The organism is Chromobacterium aquaticum, from assembly GCF_021129195.1.
Classification (GTDB): Bacteria; Pseudomonadota; Gammaproteobacteria; order Burkholderiales; family Chromobacteriaceae; genus Chromobacterium; species Chromobacterium aquaticum.
In genome coordinates this window covers 1-19,428 of sequence record NZ_JAJOHW010000016.1, presented here as the reverse complement: position 1 = coordinate 19,428, position 19,428 = coordinate 1, and the positions used below count along the sequence as shown (strand labels likewise).

The following is a 19,428-nucleotide window of genomic DNA, read 5'->3' as shown; positions in this document are numbered from 1 at the left end:
CTACTCCGTAAATACATTCAACTTAATATTAGGATAGCGCAATCTAAATTGGTCCACCACGCTACGACAACTAGGACATACAGCCTTCTCAGACAAAAGATTTATCGTCCCTGACACATTTGAAGAGGGGCCAAGCTTTTGAGCAATATTTTCTAAAATCTTAAACTCTGTATCACTGTCTCTTAAATAAGACATAGGAGAGTTTAAATGCTTAACCGTTGCGGCCTGAGGTTTAAGAATCCATGAGCTCATATCACCACTAGGTTTTGGAATAAACTCATCCCATGCTTCATCATATCGACTAAACGCCTTCATCACCAATGGCTCCTTAGACAAAGCGGGAATATTCACTTCAGCAAAAGCAGCATTACCCGCATCGGCAAATTCTCGCCTAACACTTTTCACCGCAGCAAGCAACCTCCCCCTAACCTCTGGCGCACTGGCATTATCCAAATATCTAACTGTTGGTGTACTTACGGGGAAATCTTGAATCAGCTTAGAAATGTCTTTCAAAACCTCTTTTGCCTGCTCCTTTTGCCCCGCACTATTAAGCCTAACATAACGACGTGAAGCTTCAACAAGGGCAGCCCCACCTAAACCAGATGGTAGAGCATCCCCCGCAGCAAACTCGCCTAATGTGATAGCCAGCTCATTTAGACAAAGCGGGTTACTCATACACGCTCTAGCTGCTGCAATAGCTGCGGGGGTGCCTTGGGCCGTTAGGAAGGCGGCAGCCAGCACCAAGCCTTGGGAACTGCCCTTCTGATTTGCTTTCTCAACTAATGCCCTGATTCCACGGCTTTTCCCAGCATAGAGATACTGGTCTACAGTACTATCCCCAAACTGGTTATTTTCCAACTCTGTCTTCGCCGCGTTCACCGTGGTTGCGGCGGTGCTGCCACCACCAGTGGCGGTAGACAAACCAGCCAGCAGACCATTGACCAGGTTCTCGCGTTGCAGTTTCTCCGCTGCCGTCATCTTGCTGGCGTCAGTTTTTTGCAGCTGATCCAAAGCACTGTTCAGCGCCACCGCGGCGGCGGCCCCGGCAGCGCCCGCGCCGCAGTTCTGGCCGCTGGCGCTGGCTCCGCCGCAGGCCAGCGCGGCATGCAATACCGCGCGGACGGTTTCGCCTTCCGGCGTTTTGGCGCCGCCCTCCATCCCGTCAACCAGCGCTTTCACCTGCTGAGCGCCCAAGCCTTGCAGGTAGGCGATGCCTGCGTTTTGCGCCATGCCGCCAAGGCCGTTGGCCAGGTTGCCGCCGATGCCGGCGGTGACCGCGGTCAGAATTTGGCCATAGGCGCCGCCTGGCGCCCATTTGTCGGCGTCGGCCTTGGTGTCCGCGGCGGCGCGCTCCAGCCGCTCTAGATCGCTGACCGAGGCGGCCGGATCTTTGCGCGCGGCGTCCAACGCGTCCTGAGTGGCCTTGGCCGCCTGCGCCTTGTTGGAGAGGAAGGTGCCCACTTGTTCGTGCAGCGCGGCGGCGGCATCGAACAGCGCTTGCACCTGCTCCTTGTCGAAGTTGTTGGCCAGCTTGCCGCTGCCATCGGTGGCGCTATCCACATTACGGTTGAGCTTGGCGACGGCATCCGCCGCGCTTTGACCGGTCAGCGCTTGCTGCAGCGCCGGGTTGCTGATCTCTAGTTTGCCGCCGCTGATGCCGCTGCGCGTGGTGCTGGCATCGTGATCCGATGCCGCCATCGCCATGCCGGTGACGCCGCCAGAACCTGCGGTGACGGTCACGCTGCTGGCGGTGAAGTCGGCATGATTGTCGATGTCCTTGGTGACCAGCGCGCCGGTGCTCAGGCTGTTCTTGCCTTGCTGGATGGATGCCGCGCTGCCGGCGATGACCGCGCCGGTGAGTTGGGTGCTGCCCTTGACGCTGAGCTGGAAACCGCCATCGCCGGCCTTGATGCCGGATTGCTGCTGCACGCTGGCGTAGTCCGCATCCATTTTTTGCTGGCTAAGCGACACCGAACCGCCGCTCATGCTGGCATTGCCACTCACGCTCTGGTTCAGGCTGTGATAGCTGCTGGTATCTTGCAGGCTCTCCAGCCGGAGATCGCCTGCGACCACGCCCACCACTTGCTGACCGCGGGCTTCGCCTTGCAGCGTGAAGTCGCCGCCGGACTGAATATCCAGCTTGCCGCCGGCATTCAGTTGGCTGAGTTGATTTTGGGTGCTCTTGCCGTCCACCTTGCCGCGGCTATAGCTGGCATTACCTGAGAAGCCATAAGTCACGCCTTCCTTACTATCCAAGCCCAAACTCACCCCAACACCTCCGCTGCTGGACGTGGAGGTGGTGTGTTCGCTGCTGCGGCTTTGCGCCGCCAGCAGGCTGATTGCGCCTTCGGCCTTGATCGTCAGATCCTTACCGGCCAGCAGCTGCGCGCCGTGACCGGTGATGGTGCTGTCCTGGCCCGCACCCGCCGCCTGGGTGAACAGATTGCCGCCGGCCTTGAGCAGGCTGCCGCTTTCGGTATGGCTGTCGCTGACGGTGGTGCTTTCGCTCTGGCTGCCGCCCACGCTGATGCTGAGCTTGACCCCATAGCCGTTCTTGGACGGGTCCGCGCCGGCCATCGCTTGCTGGTAGGCGGTGTAGCTGTTGTAGCCAGCTAGGCCGGCGGTGGCGGCGGACAGGGCTTTAACGCGGTTGTCCTTGCTGCTGAGCAAGGTGTCGGTGGCCGCGGCAGCGGCCTGCAGGCCGCTGATCAGAGGGCTGGTGATCTGCACGGTGAGGCCGCTGGATTTGCTGGTGGTTTTCTGCACGCTGTGCCAGGTGTCCACCGCCGCGTCCAATTGTTGTTTCTTGGCATCCACCAACAGGTTGCCGCCGGCGGTGACGTCACTGCCTTGCAAGGTGAGCACGCCGCCGGCTTTCAACTGCAGGTCGCCGTTGATGCTGCCCACCAGGCTGCGGTTCTGGCTCTGGGTGCTGCCCGCGCCGTTCATTTCCTGGGTCAGCTCCTTGCTGCCGACCGTGAAGCCGATGCCGCCACCGGAGAAGACACCGGTGGTTTTTTCCTGGTGGAACTGGAACACGCGCTGGGTATCGGTGCCGGAACGGATGTTAAGGTCGCGACCCGCCATCAGGCTGACCGTGCCGCTGCCGGCCACCTGGCTAGCCTGGATATTGAGGTCCTGTCCGCTTTGCATTGCAATCTTGTCGGCGGAGACGGTGGAGCCAATTTGGGTGGTATTGTCATGCGCGCTGATATCCACCGTGGTTTTGCGGCTGAACGCGCCACCGGAGCTGCGCACGGTTTTGTGGTAATCGCTGTGACGGTTTTCCGCGCTGCCCAGCGTGATGTCGCGGCCGGCCAGCAACGTGGCCTGACCATCACTGCCAAGGCTGGCGGCCTGGCTCGTGATGTCACGGCCGGCATTAAGGGTCAGCCCGCTGGTGCCGGACAGCGCGCTGCCGTGCTGGCTAAGGTCGTAGTTGTTGTGGATATCGCCATTGGTGTAGTAGTTGTCACTACGGCTTTGAGTGGCCACCGCGCCCAGGCGGATGTCTTGGCCGGCGCTGAGCGTCAAAGCACTGTGGCTGCCCAGGCTGGCGCCGTTCAACACCGCGTCGCCGCCGGCTTGCAGTTGCAGATTGCCCTGACTGGCCAGGCCCGCCACGGCGAGGCTGTCCGTTTGCCAGCTGTGACCATAGCCCTTGGAACCCATCTGCACATTGAGACGATCTTGCCGGCTATTGACTTCGCTTTGCACGGTCAGCTGCTTGCCGGCTAGCGCCAGTAGGTTGCCTCCTGCCTGGGCCTGGGAGCCGTTGAGGGCTAGATTGCCGCCGGCTTGCAGCAGCATGTCGCCGCCAGCCTGCAGCTGGGTGGCATGGCGGATCTGATCCAGCGTCGAGTACGCCCCCCAACCCCAGCCATTCCAGCTGCCTTGGCCTTGCTTGCTGTCCAATGTGGATTGCAGGGTCAGCTCATTGCCGGCCACGGCCAGCAGCTTGCCGCCGGCCTTGACCTCCGCGCCGCTAAACGTGAGATCGTTCCCGGCGTTGAAGCCTAGGCTGCCGCCCACTTGCAGCGTGCTGCCAACATGGTCCACTTGCTGATAGCTGTACTGGCTGCGGCCAGTATTGGCACGGTAGTCGTAGCGGTTTTCGCGGCTGGCGATGTCCAGATCGTGACCAGCCTGCAGTTGCGCGTCGCCGTTGACCTGCAGCTGCACCGCCTGCAGCTTCAGATCATTGCCGGCCAGCAGCTGCAAGCTGCCCGCCTGGATCACGCTGCCCGCCTGGCTGTGTTGTTTGTCGTCGCTAACGCTCAGATTGTGGCGAGCGCCAAGGCCCAGATCGCCGCCGGCCAGCACTTTGCCGCCTTCGATGCGGATATCGCCCGCCTGCGCCAACAGGCTGTTGCCCGCCTTCAGAGTGCCGCTGTTGATCAACGCGCCATCGGCCAGCAGCTCCATATGGCTGCCGGCCAGCACCGCGCCCTGGCCGCGCAGCGATTGCTCCTGCGCCTTGGCCAAGTACACCACCGGCACCAACACGTCGTGACCGTCGACATTCTGCTTGACCAGCCACACCATGTCCGCGGTGAGTCGGGACATCTGCTCCGCGGACAGCGCCACGCCCGGCGTCAATTGGAATTGCTTGGCGTATTCCGCTCCCTGGCTCATCAATTGCTGGTATTGCTGCGTCGCGTTGGCGTTGCCGCCGATGAAGCGCTTGCCGGTCAGTTCCGTCACCGCGCGGCTGACCAGTTGCTGCTCGTAGAAACCGTCACCCAGGCGCTTTTCCACGCGGCTGGGGTCGTAACCCAATTGTTTGAGCAGGTAATCCGACGAAATGAAATTGCCGTATTGGGTAAAGCGCGGGTCGGTTTCCACCAAATAAGGCTGCGTCGGTGCCGGGCGGGTCTGGAACAGGCCGTTATTGGGCAAGCTATAGCCGTCCGCCACCGGGTTGGCCGCCTTGGTGCCGGCGGACTCCAGCAGCACTTGCTGCGGCAGCACCGCGGCTTTGGCTCCACTCCAAACAGTGGCGGCAACATGCGAGATATCGCCAGCGGATAATGTCCGCCCCGATGCGTCATCCCCATGCACCTTGCCACTGAGGACCTGGCCATGGGCGGTATCTATCCCCCCGCCCAGCCCTGCGCCACTGGTAGTGGTGACTTCGCCTTGCAGGGTTTTGCCTTGGGCCGGTGCAGGAACGGCCTTGCTCAGCCCATCTCCCGCTACCGCTTGCACTTCTCCACGCAAAGCGCCACCCGAAGCGACAGTTGCAGCGGCCTCCGAGGGGAGCACCTGGCCGAAAGCACTATCCACATGAGTGCCGGCAAGCTGGCGGGTACTTGAAACCGGCTTCAGCACTTGGCTGCCCACTCCGCTTGCGGCGAGCTCTACCGCTTTGGCAGCATCAGGATCCACCGCTAACGTTTGGCCAGAAACACGGCTTGTCGCTGCAACCGTTGAATGGCTAGAGCCGGAGGCGGCGGCGATATCTAGCCGTGCGATCTTATCATTGACAATAGATGGTGATCTTAATGTTAAATTTTGTCCAGCGCTAATAACTGCATCGATTGAACCTATTTGATGTGCAGGCACTACCTGTACTGATACGCTATTATTACCATTCTTAGGGTCACCATAATAGTTTTTAGTTTCAATTGTAGATGACTCATACAATGCCTGAGCGATATTCTCTATCTTACTCCCAGACAAAACCACGACTTCCCCACCTGCCGAAATATGACTATAACGATTAACTGCCTTTTCAGCCTGAACAATGACATCACCACCAGATAGTATCCTTGCAGGAAATGCGACCTCACTCACTACATCTATTTTTTTATTAGTAACAATATAAGCAGTACCGACAGTCCTCCATATATCGTAATACAACCCATTACAGCCATACCCAAGTGGCTCCTCGCACCAAACCGGGAAAAATTTCTGCAACGGTTTGGTCTCTGTTGATGACGACTCTTTTTGGCTTATAACGACACCATTCGCCTCATTAGTTAAATTGCCAACATTAATATCGATATTTCTATCCGCTTGCATGGTCGCCACATGATTAATCACCTGCCCAACAGCCACCCCCGCCTTGCCGATGCGCATGTCACCTTGGCTGTACAACCAGCTGCCGTCGTGATTATTCAGTGTCTGGCCAATATCCAGCGCCATATTGCCGGCAGAGGCGATCAGGCCCTGGCTGCCACCGTTGTCCAGGCTGGCGGCCCGGATGGAGATATCGCCGCCGGTAATGGAGTGAGTGTTCAACACGCTGGCGGCATTCAGTTGTAATGTGCCGGCGCTGAGCTTGCCGCTATTGCTAAGTGCCTGGCTTAATTCAGTGCTGAGTTTGCCGCCGGCGTTGACCTCGCCGCTATTGGTCCAGCTAACGCCATTCAAGGCCAAGTCGCCACCGGCCTGTAGCTGGCCACTGTTGATCAGATTGCCGCTGCTGCTGATGCTGAGCTTGCCATTGGCCTCCAGCTTGCTACCCGCCGTGTGGATGAAGTCGTTGGCGAGGGTCAGGTTCAAGTCCTTGCCAGCCAGGAAAGAGCCGGAATTGCCCAGCGTCACGGCGTCAATGCTCAGGTTGCCAACGCTCAGCAGGCTGCCGCCTGCATTGTCCAACCCTTGCGCCTTGATCCTCCAATCGCCGTTACCTGCGATCTGACCGCCGTTGTTCAATTGCCCGCCGAGGGTCACGCGGCTGTCGCCGCTCCCCAAGGCCAGCAGCCTGCCACCCTGGTTGAGCAGGCTGCCGCTGTCCAAGGTCAAGGTGTGGCCGGCCTGGAGCAGGCCGCCGGCATTGTCCACGCTGGCGCTATCCAGCTTCAAGGCGCCGTTGCTGCCCAAAGCGCCCTGGCGGTTATCCAGCGTGCCACTCACGCTGAGCTGCAAGTCACTCTGGCTACTGAACGTGCCGCCGACATTCAGCAAGTCCGCCGCCGTCACCCGCAGTTGGCCGTTGGATAGCACCTTGCCCTGCTGGCTATTGTCCAGCTTGCCACTTAATTCCAGCTTGGCCACGCCGTCGCTAGCCTGGCTGAGCAGCCCCTGCTGATTGTTCAGCTCGGAGGCTTTCAGCTGCAGCTGCTCGGCCTGAATCTTGCCGCCCTGGTTCTGCGCCAGCCACGCCACTTGCACATCCAGTGCGGCCGCACTTTGCAAAAGACCCTGGCGGTTGTCCAAAGCCGCGGCGCTTACCTCCAGCCGTCCATTACCAGCCAGCACGCCCTGCGCGGAGTTGTCCAGAGTCCCACCAATGTTGATGCTGCTGCCGCCGCTTCCCAGCGCCTTGATGCTGCCACCCTGATTACCCAGTCCGGCCGCGTGCACCTGCAAGGATTCGGCTTGCACCGTACCGCCTTGATTGTTCAATACCGCGCCCAGTTGCAGTTGCAACCCCTGTCCGCCGGCCAAGGTGCCGCCCTGATTGTCCAGGCCTTGAGCCAGTTGCAAGGATTGCGCGCCCAGGCTGCTCAGCGTGCCCTGCTGGTTGTTCAGCGATTGAGCCGCAAGCGTCAAACCGCCATTGCTGAACAAGGTGCCTTGCTGGTTGTCGAGCCGCTGGCGCACCAGCCATTGCGCCATGGTTTGTCCCAGATGGCGTATTTCGCCGCCCTGGTTACTAAGCGTGCCCACCTTCAGGCCCAGATCCATGGCAACGATGTGGCCGCCGTCGTTGTTCAAGCTGGCTTGTTTGTTCAGATTCAGCTTGTCCGCCGACTGCAAGCTGCCGCCGTGGTTATCGATATCAGCGGCATTGACGTCCAGCGCCGCATTGCCGGCAATCTTGCCCTGGTTGTTCAACTGGCCGCTGATCTCCAGACTGCTGGCGGCATCCTTGCCCAGCGCCAGAATCTGGCCAGCGTTGTTGACGCTGGCCGCCGTCAGTTGCAGGTCCTTGCCGGCCTGGATCAGGCCCGTCCCGTTCTCCAGTTGCCCAGCTGTCAGCTTGAGCTGACCATCACTGCCCAGCAGGCCGTCGTTATGCAGCGAGGTACTCGTGGTCAGGTTCAGCTTCTGCGAGCCAATCAGGCTGCCTTTGGCGTTGTTTAGTTGCTGCAGCTTGGCGTCCAGCTGTTGCTGGGCGAAGACTTCGCCACCCTGGTTGCTGAGCGTGTTCGCCTTCAGGCTCAGATCCTTGGCAACGACATGGCCGCCGTCGTTGTTCAAGCTGGCTTGTTTGTTCAGACTCAGCTTGTCCGCCGACTGCAAGCTACCGCCGTGGTTATCGATATCAGCGGCATTGACGTCCAGCCCGGCATTGCCGGCAATCTTGCCCTGGTTGTTCAGTTGGCCGCTGATCTCCAGGCTGCTAGCAGCGTCCTTACCCAACGCCAGAATCTGGCCTTTGTCGGCGTTGCTGACGCTGGCCGCCGTCAGTTGCAGATCCTTGCCGGCCTGGATCAGGCCCGCGCCATTCTCCAGTTGGCCGGCCGTCAGCTTGAGCTGGCCATCACTGCCCAACAGACCATCGTTGCGCAGTAAGTCGCCAACGCTGAGACTCAGGCTTTGCGAACCGATTAAGCTGCCCTTGGCGTTGTTCAGCTGACTCAGTTGGGCGTCCAGAGCTTGCTGGGCGAAGACTTCGCCGCCCTGGTTGCTGAGCGTATCCGCTGTCAGGCTCAGATCCTTGGCAACGATGTGACCACCGTCGTTGTTCAGACTGGCTTGTTTGTTCAGATTCAGCTTGTCCGCCGACTGCAAGCTGCCGCCGTGGTTGTCGATGTCGGCGGCGTTGACGTCCAGCCCGGCATTGCCGGCGATCTTGCCCTGGTTGTGCAGCTGACCGCTGATCTCCAAACTGCTGGCGGCATCCTTGCCCAGCGCCAGAATCTGGCCTTTGTCCGCATTGTTGACGCTGGCCGCCATCAGTTGCAGGTCCTTGCCGGCCTGGATCAGGCCAACGCCGTTCTCCAGTTGTCCCACTGTCAGCTTGAGCTGGCCATCGCTACCGAGCAGGCCGTCATTGTGTAAGGTCTCGCGGGCACTGAGCGTTAGTCCTTGCGAGCCGATCAGGCTGCCTTTGGTGTTGTTCAGCTGACTCAGTTGGGCGTCCAGAGCTTGCTGGGCGAAGACTTCGCCGCCCTGGTTGCTGAGCGTGTCCGCCTTCAGGCTCAGGTCCTTGGCAACGATGTGGCCGCCGTCGTTGTTCAGGCTGGCTTGTTTGTTCAGATTCAGCTTGTCCGCCGACTGCAAGCTACCGCCGTGGTTATCGATATCAGCGGCATTGACGTCCAGCCCGGCATTGCCGGCAATCTTGCCCTGGTTGTTCAGCTGACCGCTGATCTCCAGGCTGCTGGCCGTGTCCTTGCCCAGCGCCAGAATCTGGCCTTTGTCCGCGTTGTTGACGCTGGCCGCGGTCAGTTGCAGATCCTTGCCAGCCTGGATCAAGCCCGCGCCGTTCTCCAACGCACCGGCCGTCAGCTTGAGCTGGCCATCGCTACCGAGCAGGCCATCGTTGTGCAGCGAGGCACTCGCGGTCAGGTTCAGCTTCTGCGAGCCGATCAAGCTGCCCTTGGCGTTATTCAACTGCTGCAGCTTGGCGTCCAGCTGTTGCTGAGCGAAGACCTCACCACCCTGATTGCTGAGCGTCTCCGCCTTCAGGCTCAGATCCTTGGCGACGATGTGGCCGCCGTCGTTATTCAGGCTGGCTTGTTTGTTCAGACTCAGCTTGTCCGCCGACTGCAAGCTACCGCCGTGGTTATCGATATCAGCGGCATTGATGTCCAGCGCCGCATTACCAGCAATCTTGCCCTGGTTGTTCAGCTGACCGCTGATCTCCAGGCTGCTGACGGCATCCTTACCCAACGCCAGAATCTGGCCCTTGTCAGCGTTGTTAACGCTGACCGCCGTCAGTTGTAAATCCTTACCCGCCTGGATCAGGCCCGCGCCATTCTCGAGTTGGCCAACGGTCAGCTTGAGCTGACCATCACTGCCCAGCAGGCCGTCGTTATGCAGCGAGGTACTCGTGGTCAGGTTCAGCTTCTGCGAGCCGATCAGGCTACCTTTGGCGTTGTTCAGCTGCTGTAACTTGGCGTCCAGAGCTTGCTGGGCGAAGACTTCGCCGCCCTGGTTGCTGAGCGTGTCCGCTGTCAGGCTCAGATCCTTGGCAACGATGTGGCCGCCGTCGTTGTTCAGGCTGGCTTGTTTGTTCAGACTCAGCTTGTCCGCCGACTGCAACGAACCGCGGTGGTTGTCGATATCGGCGGCGTTGACGTCCAGCCCGGCATTGCCGGCGATCTTGCCCTGGTTGTTCAGTTGGCCGCTGATCTCCAGGCTGCTAGTACTCTCCTTGCCTAAAGCCAGAATCTGGCCAGCGTTGTTAACGCTGGCCGCCGTCAGTTGCAGATCCTTGCCGGCCTGGATCAGGCCCGCACCATTCTCGAGTTGACCAACGGTCAGCTTGAACTGGCCGTCGCTACCGAGCAGGCCGTCGTTGTGCAGCGAGGCACTCGCAGTCAGGTTCAGTTTCTGCGAGCCAATCAGGCTGCCTTTGGCGTTATTCAACTGCTGCAGCTTGGCGTCCAGCTGTTGCTGGGCGAAGACTTCGCCGCCCTGGTTGCTGAGCGTCTCCGCCTTCAGGCCCAGATCCATGGCAACGATGTGGCCGCCGTCATTGTTCAGGCTGGTTTGTTTGTTCAGACTCAGCTTGTCCGCCGACTGCAAGCTGCCGCCGTGGTTATCGATGTCGGCGGCGTTGACGTCCAGCGCCGCATTGCCGGCGATCTTGCCCTGATTGTTCAGCTGGCCGCTGATCTCCAGGCTGCTGGCGGCGTCCTTGCCCAGCGCCAGAATCTGGCCTTTGTCAGCGTTGTTGACGCTGGCCGCGGTCAGTTGTAGATCCTTGCCAGCCTGGATCAGGCCCGCGCCGTTCTCCAACGCACCGGCCGTCAGCTTGAGCTGGCCATCGCTACCGAGCAGGCCGTCGTTGTGCAGCGAGGCACTCGCGGTCAGGTTCAGCTTCTGCGAGCCAATCAAGCTGCCTTTGGTGTTATTCAGCTGCTGCAGCTTGGCGTCCAGCTGTTGCTGAGCGAAGACTTCGCCGCCCTGATTGCTGAGCGTGGCCGCCTTCAGGCCCAGATCCATGGCAACGATGTGGCCGCCATCGTTGTTCAAGCTGACTTGTTTGTTCAGGTTCAGTTGCGCTGCCGACTGCAAGCTGCCGCCGTGGTTGTCGATGTCGGCGGCGTTGACGTCCAGCGCCGCATTGCCGGCGATCTTGCCCTGATTGTTCAGCTGGCCGCTGATCTCCAGGCTGCTGGCGGCATCCTTGCCCAGCGCCAGAATCTGGCCTTTGTCCGCATTGTTGACGCTGGCCGCCGTCAGTTGCAGGTCCTTGCCGGCCTGGATCAGGCCAACTCCATTCTCCAGTTGGCCAACGGTCAGCTTGAGCTGGCCATCGCTACCGAGCAGGCCGTCGTTATGCAGCGAGGCACTCGTGGTCAGGTTCAGCTTCTGCGAGCCGATCAGGCTGCCTTTGGCGTTGTTCAGTTGCTGCAGCTCGGCGTCCAGCTGTTGCTGGGCAAACACCTCACCGCCCTGGTTGCTGAGCGTGTCCGCCTTCAGGTTCAGGTCTTTGGCAACGATATGGCCGCCGTCGTTGTTCAAGCTGGCTTGTTTGTTCAGGTTCAGTTGCGTTGCCGACTGCAACGAACCGCCGTGGTTGTCGATGTCGGCGGCGTTGACGTCCAGTGCCGCATTGCCGGCAATCTTGCCCTGGTTGTTCAGTTGGCCGCTGATCTCCAGGCTGCTAATGCTCTCTTTGCCCAGCGCCAGAATTTGGCCTTTGTCCGCATTGTTGACGCTGGCCGCCGTCAGTTGCAGATCCTTGCCGGCCTGGATCAGGCCAACTCCATTCTCCAGTTGGCCGGCCGTCAGTTTGAGCTGGCCATCACTGCCCAACAGGCCATCGTTGCGCAGCACGCCGCTGGCGTTCAGCTCCAGGCCCTGCAAGGCGGTCAATCGTCCCTGCGCATTGTCGATTTCCGCAGCCTTGACCTCGGCTTTGGCGTCGCTGTGCAGCTTGCCTTGCTCGCGGTTGTCGATTTTGTCCACGCTCACTCGCAGCGTGTCCGCGCCGGCGTGGCTGATCTCGCCATGTCGGTTGTCGATGGCCGCCGCCTCCACGCTCAGCGTTTTGCCCTGACTAGAGATCACCCCGTCGCGGTTGTCCAGCACCCCTTGCAAGCGTACCGAGCCGGCCGCCTCGCCGCTTTGTGCGATCAGGCCGCCACGGTTATCCAGTGCCCTCGCCTGCAGTTCTAACTGCCCGGCGCTCAGCGCGCCCTGTTGCAGCTTGATGTCCTCGCCGGTTTGCAAACGAGCCAGATTCTTGGCGCCCAGCTTGGCTTGCGAAGCATTCAACTCGCCATCCACCGTCACCCTCAAATCGCCGTGGCTGGCGCCTACAGCCGCGCCCTGCAACTGGGCGCTACCCGCCTGAATGTTCACATCGCCGCCGGCCAGCAATTCCCCATGGAAATCCAGGCCCGCGCGGCTGCGCAGCGTCAACGCGCCGGCCTCGCCCAATTTACCGTCGGCATGGGCGCCGGCGGCCACGCTGCCCTTGCCCGCCACTGTGGCCGCTTCCAAACCCAACGCACCACCCGCCGTCAGGCTACCTTCCAATTGGGCTGCGTCGGTGGCGGCCACTTGCAGCGCGCCCTGGCTGCGAGTCTGGCCGCTGTGCTCCAACTTGCCACCGCTGTTGAGCTTGATGTCCTGCTGGCTGAAGGTCTTGCCTTTCAGCACCAGGTCGCCGGCGCTGGTCAGTTGCAGATCGCCGGCGCGCGCCGCCATTTCGCCCTGCTGCCTAACCCCCACCCCCATCTCGGTGCCCACCAAGCGGATGGCGTTGGCGTACATGCCTCCCAACTGCGCCACGTCCAGTGCGAAGGCCGGTGCGGTGCCGCCATCAGCCGCCAGCGGTCGCGCTTGCAAGGTGTCCGCGTCCACTTGATTGCGGCCCAGCACCAGCTCCAATTGCTTGGCGTGAAATTCGGCATTCACTTGCAGCGCACGGCTGATGATGGCGAATTTATCGACATTGCCGGCGCTCAGGCCCGCGCCGCCGATACTGATGACGCCGCCATTGACTTGAAAGCCGGTCAAAGCCCCCTGGGCGTTGAGTTGCGGCGTGCCGGTGCTCAGCATCGCTTGCTGGGTGTTGATGAAGCCGCAACCGCTGCAGCTGATGCCCCATGGGTTGGCCACCACCACTTGCGCGCGCTGGCCTGCCACTTCCAGATAGCCGTTCAATTGCGAGGGGTTGGCGTGGGTGACTTCGTTGAGGATGATGCGGGCGCTGCCGCCGGCCAGATTGGGGTTACCACCGACATAGCCGGCCAACTGGGTATTGACGACTTGAGCGCTATTATTGAGCACCGCCCCTTTGGGGCCGACGTTGAACTGCTGGTACTGGTTGTGGGACACGCCAGCGGCGCTGGGCGTGGCGATCTGCACCACCGGCAGTCCATTATTGGCCTGAATCACCGTCGGCCGCTGGCCTGCCGCCGCGCCGGGATCGGCAACGATGTCGGCTGCCAGTGCCGCGCTGCCCAGGCTGACGCCCACCCACAGCGCGCACAGTTTGAAGCCGAAGCCGCGCGCGGCGGCGAATTTCGCCCCCGCCGCATTCTGGCCACGGCCGCTGCCCTTGCCCTGCCCGCTGGCGGTTTCCTGCACCGCCATCAGTTGGCCGCGCGCTTGATTGAAGATGATGCGATAGAGTGATTTATTCATGATGAGGACGCCAAAACGGTACAGGGCCACGCCTCATCCACCTGGACGAGGCGCGGGGCTGGGCAAGGTCTATTGCCAGAGCAGGGTCAGATTGAAATGGGTGATGGCGGGCCGGTTCCAGCCTTGCGGCTGGTGCATTGCCCGTTCATGGCCAAGCTCGGCGCTGAGCCGGCTCGCCAGTTGCAAACGCAAGCCAGCAGCCCAGCCGGATAGGCTGCGGGTGGCATCGTCGGCATAGGCGGGGTGCAGCACCCTCCCCGCATCCAGGCCCAGATAGCCTTCCAGCTGTGCGCCGGCCACGGCTGGCAGCGGCGCGCTCAGTTCATTGCGCCAATACAGGCCACCACGTCCGCTGAGGCTGTTGCTATTGAAGCCGCGCACGGTGTAGCGGCTGCCGATGGAAAACTGTTCCGAGGGCAACAACGGATCGGCACTGTATTGGCCGCGCAATTCGCTGTTCCAACGCCAGCTTTGGCTGCCCAGACGCAGTGGCAGCTGCAAGGCCAGCCGGCTTTGCAACAGTTCATGGCGTGCGGTGAAGCCTGAGGCGGCGGTTTGCGCCTCGTTTTGCGCGCCCCAGCCGCCAATGCCGCGCTGATAGCCTAGCGAGGCGTCCAGCACCGCTTCGCCCAGATAGCGGCGATGGCTCAGCTCCAGGCCGGCGATGGTCAGATCGCGGCGCTGCTGCGCGATTTCCGTGTCCTCGATAAAGCTACGCGAGGCTTTGCGGGTCAGGCTGGCCTTGAGCTCGGTTTTGCTGCTCTGGTCGCGGTGTAACAGACGCGCCAACGACAGCAGGGTATTGCGGCTGTGGCCGCTGGAAGAGAAGGATTGGTTGGCACCCTGGAGTGTTTGGCGATAGGAGAAGGCGCTATAGCTGGCGAACGCGGTCCAATCGCCCCAGGGCAGCAGCCAGGACACGGTATGCGCCTGGCTCAGCGGGTGGGCGATATGCTCGGCGTCCTGACTCCAGGACAGGGACAGCAGGTCGTTGAAGCCGGTGGCACCGCCCAGCAGCAGGCTGGCGTTGCTCTGCAGCCTGCCGGTGGCGGGCTGGCCGCTGTCGTCCAGGCTCAGTTGCCCGGTCAGCTGGCGCGCGCGGCTGCGGCTGACCGCCACATCGCTTTCGCCCGGCTGTTGTCCGGGGACGATTTCCATCGTCGCCTGCTGGGTGGGCACTCGCCCCAGTTGTTCCAGACCCTGTTCCAGCGCGCGCACATTGAGGATATCGCCAGCGCCAAGCGGAAAGGCTGACGCCAGGCCGCGGTCGCCCGGCCCATCCTTGAGCCGGATTTGATGGATGCGGCCCGGCACCACCGCCAGCCGCAAGCGGCCCTGCTTCAGGTTCTGCTCCGGCAGATAAACCCGGCTGGTCACATAGCCGCGCTCCACCATCGCATTGCTCAGCGTGGAAACTACTTGGTCCAGTTGAGCCAAGCCCAGGCATTGGCCTTGCCAGCGGGCCGCCGCCGCAGGCAGCCAGCCGCGCCAGGCGACGGGCATACCCTCCAGCGCGATTTGCCTCACCGTGAAACACGCGCCTTCATGAGCCCCCGCGGCGGCGGGCAGAGCGGCGGGACTGGGCGCGGATGGGGATTGGAGCACGTCGGGCCGCCGTTGCAGCTCTTCGCGCTGCTGCTCCAGTTGTTGTTGCTGATGCCGAAGAATTTGTTCGTCCAGCGCGGATGCTCCGACGGCGGGAACAAGAAAGCCGCCCAAAACGGCGGCCTGAATCAGTGTATGGTTCACGGAGCTTAGAGTGATTATTTTAAATTATTTGAATGGTATTTATTGCTCCATTTTAAATAATGACAATAACAAGGTAACTACGTAAAAACACGTAATGCATAAAAAAACCGGAAGCCTCGCTTCCGGTTTTTAGTCTGCCGCATCTTGTTCCGCTCAAGCCAGAACAATGCTCTCCAGCTCCGGCAAGGCAATTTTGTGATCCTTGCTGTATTGGTAGTCTTGGAACACGTGCTCGGCGCTGAGCAGTTGATAGCTGCCGTCATCGCGCCGGACTGTGGTGTCCTTGAGACGGTAGGCATTGTGGCCGCAGGTCCAGCAATCGAAATTACGCATCTGCGTGCACAGACAGGTCTTGTCCCATACCTTGATGCGACGCTCGCCTGGATGGGCGGCCACTTCGCGATTGTAGGCATCGATATAAGAGCAGCCGCCCTTGGCGTCCAGCAGGTAGCCATAGGCCTCGCAGTTGGGACGGATGCCGTCGCCGATGGCCGGGCAGTGCTTGATCATCCGCATCGGATAGCCGGTGGGAGACAGCTGGTTGACTTCGATATCGTCCTCATTGGCCTTGAAGTACTCCTGCTGCACTTTCTCCGGCAGGCCGCATTCGCGCGCCACGGTGAAGCGGGTGGCCACTTGCACCGCGCCGGCGCCCATTTCCAGGAAGTTGGTCGCATCGCTGCCGGTGAACACGCCGCCAGCCGGAATCAACGGGATGTCCAGTTGTTCCGCCCGCAGCCAGTCACGGATTTCCACGACGATGGCGGCCAGATCGTATTGCGCCCAGTCCATGCCGAAGCCGAGGTGGCCGCCGGCCAGCGGGCCTTCCACCACCACGTAGTCCGGCAGGCGATTGCTGCGCGCGCTCTTTTTCAGGAATAGCTGTAGCGCGCGCAAGGAGGAGACGATGATGCCAAGCTTGGCGTCGCGGAAGCGCGGATGGTCTTCCATCAGCGCGAAGGAACCCAGGTGCAGCCCGGCGGCCAGGGTGATGCCGTCGATGCCCGCGTCCAGCGCGGCGTGCATGCGCGTGCGCAAGGTGTCCTTGGGCGCGTTCATGGTCAGCTTTTCCATGCAGTTGATGAAGACCAGGCCGTCGCCGCGCTTGGCTTCCATGGTCTTGCCCACATGCATGCGGGTGGCTTCGGCCAACAGGCCCAAGTCGAACTGCACGACGGACTTGTCGCTGTTCTCGACATTGAATTTGTACTGCTTGAGCTTGTCTTTGACGTATTTGGTGTTGAAGCGGCGGTCGGTCACCGTGGGCACCATGGCATCGGAAATATGGCCCACGCCACCCAGCCTGGCCGCTTCCAGCGCCAGCGCCGAGGTGGAGATGTCCACGCCCATGCCGCCTATCATGATGGGCACCAGTTCCTGCGTGCCTAGCCGCAGTCTGAAATCGTCAACGCACTTCATCAAATCAGCCTATCTCTCCTGAATGCTGGCGGGCATTATCCGCCTGCCTCTTTGGAAAATCCATTTTTTTAGAGTTTTTGCTCCGAGAACCCAAGCCGGACTCAACGCACTATGCCCCAGCCAGATTGCAGCCACGCTACACGCAGGACCCAGCGCAAAAGCCGGGGCATGCCCCGGCTTGCCTGGGTTCCGCGCTTACCAGATACGGATGCGCTCATCCTGCGGCTTGAACATCTTGTCGCCCGGTTTGACTTCGAAGGTTTCGACGAAGGCATCGCTATTGCTCGCCGCGCCGATGGCGCGGAATTCGCCCGGCGAGTGCGGGTCGGTCACCAGGCGCGACAGCAAGGCTTCGTCGCGGATCTTGGTGCGCCACACCTGGGCGAAGCCGTAGAAGAAGCGCTGATCGCCGTTCATGCCGTCCAGCACCGGCGCGCTCTTGCCGCCCAATGACAGCTGGTAGGCCTTGTAGGCGATTTGCAGGCCGGCGTTGTCGGCAATGTTTTCGCCCAAGGTCAGCTCGCCGTTGATGTGCTTGCCCGGCAGCGGCTCGTAGGCGTTGTACTGCGCCACCAGCTTGCCAGTCAGTTGGTCGAAGCGAGCGCGGTCTTCCGCCGTCCACCAGTTGCGCATATTGCCGTCGCCGTCGAACTGACTGCCCTGATCATCGAAACCGTGGCTGATTTCATGGCCGATCACCGCGCCGATGCCGCCGTAGTTGACCGCGTCGTCGGCCTTGGCGTCAAAGAACGGCGGCTGCAGAATGGCGGCCGGGAACACGATTTCGTTCAGCGAGGGGTTGTAGTAGGCGTTGACGGTCTGCGGCGTCATGCCCCACTCCTCGCGGTCCACCGGCTTGCCCAGCTTGGCCAGCATGCGGCGGTATTCAAAAATCGAGCCGCGCTTGATATTGCCCGCCAGATCGTCGCGCTTGATCTCCAGGCCGCCGTAGTCGCGCCACTTATTGGGGTAGCCTATCTTCAGCATGTATTTGGACAGCTTGTCCTGCGCGGCCTTCTTGGTGGCCGGGCTCATCCAGCTGAGCGTGTCTATGCTCTGGGCGTAAGCCTTCATCAGATTGCCCACCAGCACTTCCATCTTGGCCTTGGATTCCGGCGGGAAGTAGGCCTGCACATAGAGCTTGCCCAACGCCTCGCCCAGATTGCCCTCCACCGCCTTCACGCCGCGCTTCCAGCGCGGCTGCTGTTCCAGGGTGCCGGCCAGCGCCTTGCCGTGGAAGTCGAAGCGGGTCTGGGCCAGGGTGTCGTCCAGATAAGGCGCGTAAGCGTCCAGCGTCTGCACCGTCAGATAGTCCTGCCAGTCTTGCAGCGGCAGCTCCGCCGCCAGCTTGGCCCAGGCCTGCGCATAGCTGGGCTGGTTGACGTTGACCACGCTGATGCCGCCGGCCTCGGCCGCGTCCAGGAAGGCCTGCCAATCGAAGCCCGGCGCCTGTTTTTTCAGCTCGGTCACGCTCATCTTGTTGTAAGTCTTCTGCGGATCGCGGTTCTGCACCTTGCTCCATTGCGCTTCCGCCAACTTGGTTTCCAGCGCGAACACGCGTTGGGCGCGCCGCTCCGGCTCGCTATAGCCGCCCAGCTTGAACAGCTTCAGCAGATAGCCACGATAAGCCTGACGCGCTTTTTCAAAGCGCGCGTCCTTGCCCAGGTAGTAGTCGCGGTCCGGCAGGCTCAAGCCGTTCTGGTACAGCCCGGCCAGGTACTGACGCGCGTCCTTGGCGTCCGCTTCTACATAGAAGGCCAGGGGCTGCTGCACGCCCAGGCTTTGCGCCGAACCCATCCAGGCCGCCAGCGCGCGCTTGTCCTTCAAGGCGGCGATTTCCGCCAACTCGCCGCGTAGCGGCGCCAGGCCCAGCTTGTTCAGTGCGGCCTCGTCCATGAAGCTGTGATACAGATCGCCTATCTTCTGCGCCTCCGGCGAAGCGCCTGGCTGAGCCGCGGCGCTTTCTATCAGCTTGCGGCTGCGCTCCAGGCTCAGGTCGCGCAATTGCTTGAAGGCGCCGTCGTTGTCTTCCGACGCCGGCAACACCGCGTGCTTGACCCAGTTGCCGTTGACCGCGTGATAGATATCGTCCTGCGCTCGCACCGCGCTGTCGAAATGCTGCTTGTCGATGCCGGTGGCAACGCCGGCCTGCGCCTGCCAGGCCAGCAGCAGGCTGGCGGCAAGCAGGGCTAACTTCATTTTCATGTTGTTTCCTTTCTCTCTATTTCTCTGCGGCCCTGTTTTCCTTGTTTTGGTTCCGGCGGAAAGTTGGGACCGGCTCACAGGTGCAAAACAAAGGCAGCCCGCGGGCTGCCTTTTCAAAAAAGCGGTCCAGTATCACTTTTCATGACAAAGACAACTTTATGCGCAAGCTTATATAAGGATCTGACCTAGAGGGGCTTAGAGTGGCTAACAAAACTCAGTTTTACGGCTGAGGCAAGGCGCGCCGACGCAGACAGTACATTGAGTACGGCAAGTCGGCGCAACGCAGCATCAGGGAGTTTGTTAGCTGCTCTTATTGCACGAATTGTTCCGACC

4 protein-coding genes are annotated in these 19,428 nt (G+C 61.1%); all 4 read right to left on the bottom strand.

Translation table 11 applies throughout. The annotated features are described in order from the left end of the window. The 4 genes from LQT98_RS02830 to LQT98_RS02815 all read right to left on the bottom strand — a co-directional run bounded on the left by LQT98_RS02830 (position 1) and on the right by LQT98_RS02815 (position 19,095). Positions 1–13,722 (bottom strand): two-partner secretion domain-containing protein, encoded by a 13,722-nt coding sequence (locus LQT98_RS02830; RefSeq protein WP_231461047.1) that lies wholly within the window; start codon positions 13,720–13,722, stop codon positions 1–3. Between the two features lie 69 nt (positions 13,723–13,791). After that, a complete protein-coding gene (locus LQT98_RS02825; RefSeq protein ID WP_331282520.1) occupies positions 13,792–15,249 on the bottom strand; it encodes a ShlB/FhaC/HecB family hemolysin secretion/activation protein in 1,458 nt (485 codons plus the stop codon). A gap of 375 nt (positions 15,250–15,624) precedes the next feature. Next, positions 15,625–16,890, bottom strand: coding sequence for a nitronate monooxygenase (locus tag LQT98_RS02820; protein WP_231461045.1), 1,266 nt, complete (start codon positions 16,888–16,890; stop codon positions 15,625–15,627). 195 nt (positions 16,891–17,085) lie between these two features. Further along, a complete protein-coding gene (locus LQT98_RS02815) occupies positions 17,086–19,095 on the bottom strand; it encodes a M13 family metallopeptidase (protein ID WP_231461044.1) in 2,010 nt (669 codons plus the stop codon). Between the last annotated feature and the right edge of the window lie 333 nt (positions 19,096–19,428).

Bases quoted from the DNA above. Each gene is read 5' to 3' on its own strand.
- LQT98_RS02820 (WP_231461045.1), bottom strand. From the start codon at position 16,890: ATGAAGTGCGTTGACGATTTCAGACTGCGGCTAGGCACGCAGGAACTG.
- LQT98_RS02830 (WP_231461047.1), bottom strand. From the start codon at position 13,722: ATGAATAAATCACTCTATCGCATCATCTTCAATCAAGCGCGCGGCCAA.
- LQT98_RS02815 (WP_231461044.1), bottom strand. From the start codon at position 19,095: ATGAAAATGAAGTTAGCCCTGCTTGCCGCCAGCCTGCTGCTGGCCTGG.